Raw genomic sequence first — 12125 nt, 5'->3', positions numbered from 1 at the left:
GGGGGCAGCGCGCTCCTGCTGTCGCAGTCGCTCGATCGAGTCGCTGTCGCTCCTCTCGAACTTCATCATTCTATTGCTAGCTAACTTGATACTCTATCAACAAAGTATTGTATTATTGGAATTTATATGTATAATCATTTTAACTCTTTTTACTCTTATATCTCTATAAATAGATAATATGCTCTTTTCAGTACTTTTCTTCTTAAGGGTGCTAAGATCCCTCTTTTTCCCTACGCCCATCAGCTCTCTAGCATATTTTACTGTCCTTTCTGCCACTCCTCAGCTCACCACCTCCTTTGGAATAGGGAATTGGCAGACTCAACGCGCTGTCGCGCTTACACTCTCCAACAGAAAACATGAATGGCCTGGAAGTGACAGTGAAGCCTGTATTTCAACAGATACTATCCTTTCAGCCAGGCCATTTTCTCCAAAAAAGGACGCATTCATGCCCCCAAAAATATTCATGCTCAGGCCGCTACGCGCCTTGCATTTTGGGGAGGCTCTCTAGCGGCAACATACCCAGACTTGGGCAGCCTCTTCGGGGTGATCAAACGTATTGCACTTCCCTCCTGTCACCTCCAGCACACGCTACCACACCATGGTGTCATCAATCTCCCAGCGACAAACATCGCCACTGGGGGCAAGCTCATCCATGCCAGGATGGACATCACGTTACGGCTCAACTGGGTGAAGGAACCAGGGCCATGCACCACGATGATGCTGATACCACCACGTACCAGCTGGAACACACCTGTTTCATCGAGGGGTTCTCTGGCGTCAACACGATCCGCTCCAGCATCGGAATACTCCAAGAAGCAGAGCTCTCTTCGGTACTTGAGGATGCTGTCGACAGCACCTCCAGTTTCGAGCCATCCACCCAGGTTTCATGTGTCTGGCCAGCCAATTCCACGAATGCCCATCACACTGATTGCCCACCATCTGTTCTCCCAATGTCAGACACAAGCTCGGGTACTCCCCGTCGGACGGCACCGCGAACAACTCTAGCTCGACACCATGGCACATCCCCCACCAGGCAGAGGTGCAGCTAGCAGATGGACATCTCCTTGGGGATCATCTACCGCCTCTGTTCTCAGCCAGGCGCATGTGTTCTGATCCATGGATATCACGAGATGATGCTCTGCATTCATCAGAGGATTTCCCTCTCTTTTCCTCTCCCTCCCCACATGCCACGCAGACAGGTTCCCAGCAGCAGCGCTGCTCCTCCGACATTCCAGTCTTGCAGGATGAAGACCGATCCCTACACCTAAACCAGGCTGCTGCTCCTGTTCCTGCCCACTGCCAACTACTCATCACGTCAACAGAAAAGCCGCAACAGCATTTCACCTACATCTATTCATCATATGATGAAATATATCTCCGTATACAAAATTATCCATCTGAACACAGCACACACCTGCCCAGGGGATACAGGACACAGGACAAAGAAAACTCTTTCCAGCAGCAGCAGCATCCCCTCCGGCCCACTCTCCACCACCGCGCATTTCCCAAGACAATCAAACCCATTCCCAGCGATCTCGACTGCCTCAAACGCGATCCTCTCCTCCCAGGATCCAAACAATGTAGGTGCATGAGGATACACAAAGGAGAGGCACCTGCTCGATACCTCTCCTGTCTTCGCACTTCTCTGCTTGCCTTTCCCCTCTCGCGCTCACCCTCGCCCATACACCAGTTGCTCCCGCGCTGCCTCTACCACCTCCTTACTCACCACATCCACCTGCGGGTTAATTTGCACGATTCTCTCGATTTGCATCAATACATGCTTCTGCCGTTGAAAATTCCCCTCCGTCATCCGGATCATCGTCGCCAGCGCTTCTTGATCCACCTGCAATGGTTCCCTCGCATTTACTCGCCGTTCACTTATCCTCTCCACTTGCTCCAACAAGATCTGCCGTTGCTCTTCCACTCCCAGCGCCCTCATCTGATGCACAAATCCCACACGCCCATACACTTGCGCATATCTCGACAGCTTTCTCTCTAGCCCGGGCAACCCCAGCAGAATCATTCCCACCTCGCTTTCTTCGTGCAGATCTCTCAGCACCTCCAGTGCCAGGGGCTTCAACCGGTCCACCTCATCCACTCCGATCACCCGCAAACTCCATCTCAGCAACCGGATCTCATGCTCCATCTGTCGCGGCGTCACCCTCGCTCGCGGCGTATATACCGCCGTTCTTGGCCTCGGATTCTCCGGCGACAACGATGGTTCCACTACCCCTCTCCACGTCAACAACGGCTCAATCTCTTCCCACTGCGCATACTGCTTCGCCGCTCTCGTCTTGCCCACTCCCGTCACCCCACAACAGATCCCCATTGTCCTGCCTCTCCGGCAACTTTCACACAGTTCCACGAACCGGTAGTATTCCCTCGTTTCCACAAACCTGCCTCGTCCATCCACCATCCTCGGCTCCCTTCTGCTTCCACGTCCTACTCATTAAAATATCGCTTCAACGTCACCCGCCCAGGTTCTTCCCCGCTCGGCTTCTCCGCCTCCACCGATCCTTCTCCCGGCACCCCTCCTGCATGCTTCTCCTCACTCACCCCTCGTTTCACTCCCGTTTTCACTCGCCTCACCGCTCCCTGTCTTTCCTTCAACGCTCTCTCTACCTCTCGCCTCTGCTCCACACGCGCTGCCACAATCTCTTTTAAACTCACCTGCCCTCCCGCTCATTCTGGACACACCGCTCGACATACAAACCGATCCTCCGCAAAAATACGCACCTCAGCCATATCCGCTGGATCATATCGCAGCACCACATCCTCCCCCACATACCCCGACAACGTCGGATCCATGTACCGATACCCCTCAAACGACACTCCATCTTGCTGCACCCGTCTCTTCTTGGCCACCGTCACTAGCAGCAGATCCAATTGCTCCACACTCTCGGGCATCCGTGGCAAAAATCCTCCTCCTTCCCATTTCTCCTTCGGACTCATTCCCAGTTCCCCATGCTCGCGTTGGTGATATTCCTCCATCACCCATCGGCGAAATCGCTGCTCCACTTCCTCCAGGCTCTCAATCCCTGCCCGCTCTCGCCTCGGTTCCTTCCCTGCCTTCTTCGGCCATTCCCCTTTGGGCGCATATCCCGCCTCTCGCTCCGCAAACAACTGCTCCACCGTCCGAAAAAAACGCTCGATCTTCCCTGTAAAGTACCCAGTAAAAGAGACACTCCTATAAGGAAATGAAAGGAGCCATATGCAACTGATGTGTTTGAGCATAATGTAACGGTGAACAATTTCCCAAGCCCTCATGAGGACGTATCCTATTGTAAAAATTGACCCACGATTCTGCTGCTCGCAAGAAATGACCCAGCGTTCGATAGGAACGGCGTTCAGCCACCGCTAACTTGAAGGTCCCAACGAAACGCTCGGCCAATCCATTATCTGTCGGCGTTCCTGCACGACTCATCGATTGAAGAAACCCTTTCTGTAACAGCAGTTCTCGTGTGCTTTGCGCCCCATATTGTTTTCCTTGATCGCTATGCCAAATGGCTCCTGGAGCGTGGAACGTCATTGTTTCAATGACACTGGTCACCAGATCTGCCCGCATATGATAATCAAATGCCAGTCCGAGAATCTGGCGCGTCTGCTTCTCGAGGGCAAAACACCCTCGCACACGTGATTGATCAGCGAGATGGACTTCAAACATGTCGGAAAACACCACCTTTTGCAGACTCTCCTCGGTCATCTCTCGGACAAGATTGGGAGCCGTGTGCGTCGCCTTACCTGGATAGATGTACTTTTTCTTTTTGCGCCGAGCAGCGATGCCATATTTCTGCATCACCCGTTTGACGCGATTTTTTCCGGTCTTGATGAGCACCGCAAGCTTGCGATGTCCGAGTGTATCATCGTGTTCATGCCACTGCTCAATGCTGACAACCAACGCTTTATCCAGGTGAGGCCGCTTGGGATGCAGATACAGACTGCTGCGAGCAATGCCAAGGGCGCGGACGAGTTGACTTTTATTGATCGGACCACCAGAAGCGCAGAGCATACGCCCGATCTCAACTTTCTCATGTGCGCTTAATTGCCTAGTAGCCCCCGGGATTTTTTTAGCAGTTCATTTTGAACCGCCAGGTCGCCAATGAGCTGTTTCAACTCCTCAGGTGATTCTCCTGGTGCATAGCCTTGTGCTTGGTTGCGCGTTTTGTGATCGCGTTGATCGGCAAAAATCTCTGGCCCTTTTTGCTGAAATTCTTGCCGCCATCGGCTGATCACTGAGCTGGCCAAACCAAATTTCCGGCACACTTCTTCAAGGGTCGTCTCACGCTGAAAGCTTTCCATCACGACTTTGAATTTAAATTCGGGTGTATAGGTTTTTCGTTTCCCTGTCATGTTTCCGTACCTCTCTTCTTTCACTGTCTATTTTACCAGGTACGTTACAGCCCTCGCACGGCATCAACAACACAACAGCGTCATAGCCTCACCGATGCACACCTTGCCACGCTCCTCCAGTGCTCTCTCGACAGCCTCACTCATCTGCGCCTCTGCCGTCTCCAGACCACCAACCAGGAACTGGCCCACATCGCGCACCGCTTCCACGTCGACCAGGCTGCCCTCTCCGCGCTCCTCTCCGACTCCTCAGAGGACGTGAACGAGCGCTGAGGAAGAACAGGGGCGACCAACCACCTGATTGGTCACCCCTGTTCTTCCTCATCCTCACACGAATTCCCTTCCAGTTCCCCAAATTCGCCTCTTTTCGTGCGACAAGTTTGTGTCGCGGCTGTATAACTCACATGAAACGACTTCTCTTCGCCGCTTCTGGCGGCCACACCGAAAGGATACTCATAATGACCGATGACACCTCCATCCTCACAGCCTGGTATGACTTCGCCGCCAGTGCCCCTGGCTTTCTCGGCTACGCCCTCCATCTCCACCGCCAGCACTCCGGTCTCTCGATCACACAACAACGCACCCTGCTCGGCCTGCACCACTCCTCTACTGATTCCCTCTGGACACGCCTGCAGGCTATGCCACTCCCTCGCCCCCAGCACTTCGACGCCGATCTCCACCGCATCATCGCCCACGTCCTCACGTCTTCCCCTGATATCACCATCCACACCTCCCAGCTGACCGCCTTCCTGTACACTCCCTCGGACGCATAGCGGCCAGATCCCCACGCGTCAAAGATCAAGCAGTTCACCTCATCTACTTGAAAAATGATAGACGAGCTTGCATTTCATTCTAGCAATGATCTATAGTCAAACCAGTTTACCTATTGATGAAGGTAATCCCCATGTCTACCGGAAGGTTTTTTCACAGAAACAAAGGATAAAGCCATGGAAAATGATGCAGGAAGAAGAAAGAAAGGTTCCAACAATTGTGAACGTGACGATAGAGACAAGGCAAGCACACCAATCCTTGCCAATGCTACACATTGGTCTCTCAACCCACTATTGGAAACGAAACTCCTCGTTCCGGCATCACCCAGCCCCTTCATTGCTCGTACTCATCCTCTTGCTCTGCTTCATGCTGGCCTCCAAAGACATCTCATTCTCATGTCAGCTGCTGCTGGCTTCGGCAAGACAGCCCTGCTTTCAAGTTGGGTAAACACGTTCACTCCTGGAGATCCACGGGTGGCCTGGGTTTCTCTTGATATCTGCGATAATATGCCTGTCCGGTTCTGGGCATACGTTCTAACCGCCCTGGAGCATTGTCTGCCGGGAGTCGCGGCCAGGCCTTTGCTGTGCATACAAGAAGAGTCGCAGCCCGCATGGCAATCCATCCTCACCATGCTGATCAATACTATAGCGCAGCGTAGCGAACGCGTGGTCTTGATTCTAGATAACTATGACAAGATCACCGAGCCGGCTATTCATGGCCTGATCTCATTTTTGATCGAGTATCTCCCACCAACGATGTGTGTGGTCCTCTCGACACGCACACAACCCCCGTTCTCACTTGTTCGACTTCAACTCCAGGAACAAATCCAGGAGCTTCAGACCGAACAGTTGCGATACAGCCAGGAGGAAACCAGGACATTTCTTGAGACAGTCATGCATCTACATTTTTCAGCACAGGATATCCAGAAGATACAAGCCCGCACACAGGGCTGGTGCGCAGGATTGCACCTGATCGCCTTCGCGTTGCGAGAACGTGCCAATCCCGCAGACCTGCTGCGTGAGCTCCACGGAAACCAGCACGATATTCTTACCTACTTGATGCAGGAAGTGCTCCACCACCAATCAGAACGGGCGCAAACGTTCCTGTTACGCACATCTATTCTGGAGAGTTTTGATCCATCCCTGTGCGACGCCGTGTCAGCGCAACAGGATAGCCAATCCATCCTGGAAGAACTGGAACGTGCCAATCTGTTTCTCTCCCTTCTTAACCGGGAACACCACCTGTATGCCTATCATCCTCTGTTTGCCGAGGCGCTTCAATATCAATTGAAACAAACGCTCCATGAGGAGCTGCCATCACTTCACCTACGAGCCAGTCAGTGGTATGAGGAGCATCAGTATAGAAGCGAGGCCATTCTGCATGCGATCTTTGCCCAGGATCTTCGCCGGGCCGCAGAACTGGTCGAACGTGTCCCAAGCCAGCACATCTGGAGCGGGCTGCAGACTCCTTACTGGACCTGGATCAAGGAATTGCCTTCAGAGAGTGTTCGTGCGCGACCTCGTTTGTGCCTGGCGTACGCACAGGCCTTGTTCTGGTATGCTCCTCCCCTGACCACGAAAGGCTGGTTGCAAGATGCCAGAAAGGCATGGGTCGCACTGCATGCGCACGATGAAAACATCACAGGAGCCAGACAGGGACCAGAGCCAGAAGCACCACTGCGTCTTCTGGGAGAAATCGCAGCCCTGCAAGCAGTGACCGCAGGCTACTACGACGGTGATGCAGGAACGACACTGACGTACTGTAAAGAAGCCCTTGCCCTGCTTGACGAGCAACAGCCAGCAGCGCATATGCAGGTCACCTTCGCTCACGCCCTGGCCGCTTTAGCCCAGGGAGATTTCGAGCCGGCCTTCGAGACCATGAAGACACTGTATACACAGGTGCATGCAGAAGAAGATAAAGCACTCGCGAACATCAGCCTGACCAAAGCTAGCTGGGATACAACCATGGATGGACGATTGCACAAAGCATGGCGCTTTACCGAAGACTGCCTGCGACTGGTACGCACCCCAGAAGGACATCTTCCGACGACGGTGTGCTGGACGTATGCCCACCAGGCGGATATCTTGCGTGAGTGGCACAGGTTAGAAGAGGCCCACCAGCTCATTGAACAGGCCATTCAACTGGCCGAGCAGGCTGAAATCAACGCACTGTTGCCGCTAGGATATACCGTCTTGCTCAAGCTTGCGCTCTCACGCCAAGCGTTAGAGGATGCAGCAACGGCTAATCACCTGTTGGCAGACGCCTGGCAGGCAATCTCGGCCCCGTATCGCTATACGGTCTACAGCAGTGTGGAACAGATCCGCTTCTGGCTCGCATGCAACGATCTGGCACGGGCCAGGCAATGGGCCAGGGATGTGGAACAAGAAGTGCCGCTAGTCTCCCCCCTGGCAAGAGAACGGCAAAGCATTGCGCTCGCCAGAATCGCGCTGGCCGAGTCTCATCCGGAACGTGCCCTGACCCTGCTGGCTCCTTTGGCCGTACGAGCGCAGTCCACAGGGAGATGGGCCCATCTGCTGGAAATGTGGCTCTTACAGGCTCAGGCATATCAGATGAGCCAGCACATGCCAGAGGCTCTCTCTCTACTCACACAGGCCGTTCGTCTGGCCGCTCCCGAAGGGTACATTCACAGTTTTGTCGATGAGAGCACGCCAATGGCAGAGCTCCTCGCCACATTGCAAAGGCAAGAACACCTACGCGAAACGGCAGACTACCTGGACACGCTTCTGACTGCCTTCGAGAAGGCGAATGAAACCAGAGCGATCCAGCCCACACAAGGGAGGCAGCCGGAATCAATCCAGCCACCAGTTGATCCCTTGACGGCACGAGAACAGGAAGTGCTCAAGCTGATCGCCCACGGCGCCACCAATCAAACAATCGCAGAAACATTGGTCATCTCCCCTGATACGGTCAGGCACCATGTGAGCAATATCCTCAGCAAGCTCGGCGTGACCAATCGCACACAAGCAGCAATGCACGCGCGTACTCTTAATCTGCTTTAAGCACGCTCACCCCTGTTCTCTGAGAGATAGGATATTCTTGCTAGATCGTAGCAGGCGAAAACATCACATTCGTGCCATGACATCCTCAAACCATCTCCCTATACTAGAGACATCCAACGCTATCACAACAATGATGGCTGCAGAGCACAAGATCAATCATATTGCAATCCAAAGATGCTCATACCATATGCATTCGACCGTTTGCGTAGTCAGAACCATTTAGACCCAATCAGAGTAGAAGCCAGCCATCGTTCATATGAAGAATGACTGGAAAAGTGGAAAAGGATAGAGATAGATATGATTAATGATATACCAGAAACCCACCCATCAAACCTGGCCGATCTTGAACCTACGCAGCTTCTCGAAACCATCCCCAGCGCCATTATCTTCCTGGATCAAAATGGAACGGTGATCTATGCCAATGCGAGAGCAACAGAGATCATGAAAGTTACAGAACCTGGACTCACTGGTACCATCCTTTGGGAATCGGTTCCCTCCCTGGTCGTTACCCCACTCTATACGGCGGTAGGCACAGCAATGTGCACACAGCAATCATTAAACATTATGTACGACTCTCCACTGACATTCATGACGTTCCAGGTTCATCTTTCTCCACGTCACAACGGGGTGACGCTCTTTTTCCAGGAAACATTAGACTCGGCTTCCCAACAAGAAGCGTTTCTCAAGCAGCAATGGAAGTACCATCTCCTGCTGGAAAACAGCGCGGATGGCGTGGTGATTTTGACACCTCAGGGGTTGATTCAAGATATTAGCCAGCGTCTCTTACAGCATACGCAAATGAGACGGGAGGAGGTTCTTGGCACACTATTCCCTATGCTGCCAGTATGGCAGCATGCTCCCACGGCCAAACACCAGCTACAAACAGCAATTGAGCAAGCTTGCGAAGGAAAGATCGTCGCGTTCGATATCCAGCTGCATCCAAACAGTGACGAGGAGAGTCACCTGACCCTCACACTGACACCACAGTTCAATGAGCAGCAGCAGCGCGTCGAAGCGATCGTTTGTATCTGCCAGGATATCACTGAGCGAGTACAACGAGAGCAGCGCAGAGATATGATGCAGAGTATGCTCAATCACGAGATCCGCACGCCACTCACCTCCTTGAAGCTGCAAACGCAGATGTTACAAAAGAAACTGAAACACCACAGCGATGCATCGATGAGTACCCCTCTTTCGTTGATGGAGACACAAATTGATGTCATGATACGCATTATAGAAGATGTACTGGATCCTGTAAGCACACCAGACGATGCCTTACACTATCGGCACGAGCTCGTTGATCTGAACGATGTGTTACGTGAAAAGGTCCACATTGTACAACAATTGCAAGAGCGCCATACGATCGTGCTGCACAATGCCACGACGCCATCCCCTATGTTGGGCGATCGCGATCGGTTGGGGCAGGTCGTTCTCAACCTCATCAATAATGCAATCAAATATTCGCCCGCTGCCAATGAGATTGAGATCGACATCATCAACCGCGCGGAGACGGTTACGGTAAGTATACGCGACCATGGCATCGGCATGACTCATGAGCAACAGAAAAGAATTTTTGAGCGTTTCTATCGGGCCGTTCCTTCCGACCAGACATCTATTCCCGGACTGGGCATAGGACTCTATATCGTCTCCAAAATCGTCAAACAGCATCGAGGAACCATCAGCGTAGAGAGCACACCAGGAAAAGGGTCCACATTCCACGTGACGTTTCCTCTACACCAGCAATAAGGAGCACGTATGTGCAAGAATCACGATCGCCGCGATGCAGCGTATCACAATCAAACGGTTCTCATTGTTGAGGATAATACAATCCTGGGGATGCTTCTTCAGGAGGCACTCCAGGAGTGCATCCATTGTCAGGTGCACCTGGTAATCACTGCAGAGATGGCCATAGCTGCCCTGAAAACACTCACACCAGCCTTGTTTATCGTGGACTATCTTCTTCCACAGATGAATGGACTGCAATTAGCCGACCACCTGCAGAGCAGCACCGGCACAGAACACCTCCCGATCATCATGCTCAGCACGACGCTGCCTGAGGAGGTGAGCTTGCGACACCAGATCAAATACATGCGCAAACCCTTTGATCTCGAAGCGTTTCTGCAACTAGTGGTCGAACTGTTGCCTCTACAAACATAGAAAAATCTCAACAGTATTCTATGATATGGGTTTGGAATTCTCGCCTCGGCAGCCCATTTTTGTCGGGCCTTTGGTGTGCTATATCCTTCGATAACAGCTTACGCAGTACTCCGGGTACGCTGGGCCCGTCGTGCCTCATGGCTGGCTGCATCCCTTGCCATCACTGTGATTGCAGCAGAAGCCAGAACCACATCCTTCAGCAAGAACTGTCCCATCTGGGTGAGCACAGGGAAGCCTGTCACTATAGGAGCAATCACGAAAATAGTTAACGTCCCGGCAAACAGCGCGAGGGATAGTAGCGCGACATAGCGCACCCAAAGGCCAACGATGAGCAGGATGCCAGCAATGATTTCAAGCGCGCCGAGCACATAGACGGCTACGCTGAAGGCCAGGAAAGGAAGCGACATAGAGAGCAATACAACAACAGGTTGGGGATTAATAAGATGTATGAGCCCGATCCAGAGCAGCACCAGGCCTAAGCTAAGACGCAAGAGCAGCCCTGCAACATGCTCGGCAAAACTGAATAATATCTTCATAAGGTCTCCTTCTGGTATTACTGCTGAGCGTGTTGTTCAGCAAACAACCGGAACTACATTGCTTGTATGAGATGCAGCTCTATTGCATGGGACTATTCTGATCCTACTTATGTAGTATTGCCACGTATGCCGCTTCGGCGCGTATAAGACAGATTTCATGCTATTCTGGTAGGCTTGTTCTATGACGTTTTGCGATGAGTGGACCATCCGGATCTGTGTTGATTTGTGCCGCCTGGACCTGCTGAAAGATGCACCGATAGCGGGGAACGTGAAACATTTTGGCAGTCAGCACATCGTTGTTGCCAGCCAGCATCAGCATGCGAAAGAGAACAACGGCCAGCAACGCCCCGCAGAGAGATGCCAGAACATACACCCATTGAGCATGCCAGAACCAGGAGACGAATGCGGGTCCAAAGCTGCGCGCTGGATTAAGACTGGAACCAGAAATAGGCGCGACCTGCCAGTAGATAAGCGCCACCAGCATCCAGTTCATCAAGGGAGTCCAGTGCATCAGGCGGGGGCTACTGACAAAGAGAAAAATCGCCAGAATCAGCAGACAGGTACATCCCATTTCGATCAGAAAAACACTCCAGAGAGGATATCCGGCCCCTGGGGCGGTGACACCATTGTGAACACTTGCCGCCCGCTGTCCCCAGATATGCACTGCTAATCCCGCCCCAAACACCGCGCCAAGCAACTGGCTCACTATATAGAAGATCAGATCGTGTTGATGCATCTTTCCTTGCAGCCAGAACGCCAGCGAGATCGCAGGGTTAAGGTGAGCACCACTGAGTTTGCCAGGAGGAGAGATGGCGACGAGCGGTCCGCTCGTCGCCAGCATCAGTCCTGCCATCAGCCAACGCACACTGCGATTGGGAAGGAGGATGGCGAGTGGGGAACCTGCGCCAAAACTGAAGGAGACAACGCTTAAGGCGATGAAGACGAGCCACGCGGTTCCCATCAGTTCTGAAGCGTATTCGGGCCAGTGAAGCCTTCGCCACCAGGAGGGCTTTTGCATCCATCTCTCCTTTCTTCTTCTTTATAGCAGGCGCATGCCCTCTATACGTTCATAGCAAAAAGCCAGTTATCTCCTCATTGCGGGCAAGCTGGCCACAAAGCCAAACAATAATCAAACGTCCCTTTAAGCATCAAGCGTCATAAAGAGCGCGTTGAGTCCTTCTGCCAGGGTGGGGTGGGTGAAGATGCCTTCTTTCAGGGCAGTATAGGGTAGCTTGCCCATCATGGCCACCTGGATAATGGTCATAATCTCGCCCCCCTCCATCCCTAGTGCATT

At 52.7% G+C, this 12125-nt stretch carries 13 protein-coding genes; 3 read left to right on the top strand and 10 right to left on the bottom strand.

Translation table 11 applies throughout. The features are described from left to right. Window positions 1-572: 572 nt before the first annotated feature. The 7 genes from EL633_RS35185 to EL633_RS35160 form a co-directional block, all read right to left on the bottom strand. On the bottom strand, window positions 573-812 hold the full coding sequence (locus EL633_RS35185; RefSeq protein WP_126625225.1) for a hypothetical protein: 240 nt from the start codon (window positions 810-812) through the stop codon (window positions 573-575). 857 nt (window positions 813-1669) lie between these two features. After that, complete coding sequence (locus tag EL633_RS35180; protein WP_246039055.1) at window positions 1670-2146, bottom strand: TniB family NTP-binding protein; 477 nt, start codon at window positions 2144-2146, stop codon at window positions 1670-1672. A 536-nt stretch (window positions 2147-2682) separates the two neighbouring features. Then, window positions 2683-3123, bottom strand: coding sequence for a Mu transposase C-terminal domain-containing protein (locus EL633_RS35175; RefSeq protein WP_161981819.1), 441 nt, complete (start codon window positions 3121-3123; stop codon window positions 2683-2685). 64 nt (window positions 3124-3187) lie between these two features. Next, complete coding sequence (locus EL633_RS35170; protein WP_126625228.1) at window positions 3188-4009, bottom strand: IS3 family transposase; 822 nt, start codon at window positions 4007-4009, stop codon at window positions 3188-3190. Window positions 4010-4038: 29 nt separating this feature from the next. After that, window positions 4039-4350: a transposase gene (locus tag EL633_RS35165; RefSeq protein ID WP_126625229.1), complete on the bottom strand. Its 312-nt coding sequence runs from the start codon at window positions 4348-4350 to the stop codon at window positions 4039-4041. A 63-nt stretch (window positions 4351-4413) separates the two neighbouring features. Then, window positions 4414-4557, bottom strand: coding sequence for a hypothetical protein (locus EL633_RS36875; RefSeq protein ID WP_161982703.1), 144 nt, complete (start codon window positions 4555-4557; stop codon window positions 4414-4416). Window positions 4558-4652: 95 nt separating this feature from the next. Continuing rightward, window positions 4653-5042, bottom strand: a complete 390-nt coding sequence (locus EL633_RS35160) for a hypothetical protein (protein WP_126631853.1) — start codon at window positions 5040-5042, stop codon at window positions 4653-4655. Between the two features lie 252 nt (window positions 5043-5294). On the opposite strand from EL633_RS35160, the gene EL633_RS35155 reads away from it, so the two are divergent. The 3 genes from EL633_RS35155 to EL633_RS35145 all read left to right on the top strand — a co-directional run bounded on the left by EL633_RS35155 (window position 5295) and on the right by EL633_RS35145 (window position 10295). Further along, window positions 5295-8138 (top strand): winged helix-turn-helix domain-containing protein, encoded by a 2844-nt coding sequence (locus EL633_RS35155; RefSeq protein WP_126631852.1) that lies wholly within the window; start codon window positions 5295-5297, stop codon window positions 8136-8138. 297 nt (window positions 8139-8435) lie between these two features. Further along, window positions 8436-9884: a PAS domain-containing sensor histidine kinase gene (locus EL633_RS35150; RefSeq protein WP_126631851.1), complete on the top strand. Its 1449-nt coding sequence runs from the start codon at window positions 8436-8438 to the stop codon at window positions 9882-9884. A gap of 9 nt (window positions 9885-9893) precedes the next feature. Beyond that, entirely contained in the window at window positions 9894-10295 is a 402-nt protein-coding gene (locus tag EL633_RS35145; protein WP_126631850.1) for a response regulator, read from the top strand. A 98-nt stretch (window positions 10296-10393) separates the two neighbouring features. Here EL633_RS35145 and EL633_RS35140 read toward each other — a convergent pair whose 3' ends face one another. From EL633_RS35140 to EL633_RS38000, 3 genes are all read right to left on the bottom strand, one after another. After that, entirely contained in the window at window positions 10394-10831 is a 438-nt protein-coding gene (locus tag EL633_RS35140) for a DUF417 family protein (RefSeq protein ID WP_126631849.1), read from the bottom strand. Window positions 10832-10991: 160 nt separating this feature from the next. Next, complete coding sequence (locus EL633_RS35135) at window positions 10992-11849, bottom strand: MIP/aquaporin family protein (protein WP_126631848.1); 858 nt, start codon at window positions 11847-11849, stop codon at window positions 10992-10994. A gap of 123 nt (window positions 11850-11972) precedes the next feature. Further along, entirely contained in the window at window positions 11973-12095 is a 123-nt protein-coding gene (locus tag EL633_RS38000; RefSeq protein WP_281275975.1) for a hypothetical protein, read from the bottom strand. Between the last annotated feature and the right edge of the window lie 30 nt (window positions 12096-12125).

Source organism: Dictyobacter alpinus (genome assembly GCF_003967575.1).
In the GTDB taxonomy this organism is placed as follows: Bacteria; Chloroflexota; Ktedonobacteria; order Ktedonobacterales; family Ktedonobacteraceae; genus Dictyobacter; species Dictyobacter alpinus.
The sequence above is the reverse complement of the archived record's forward strand: the minus strand, read 5'-3'. Positions and strand labels throughout refer to the sequence as shown.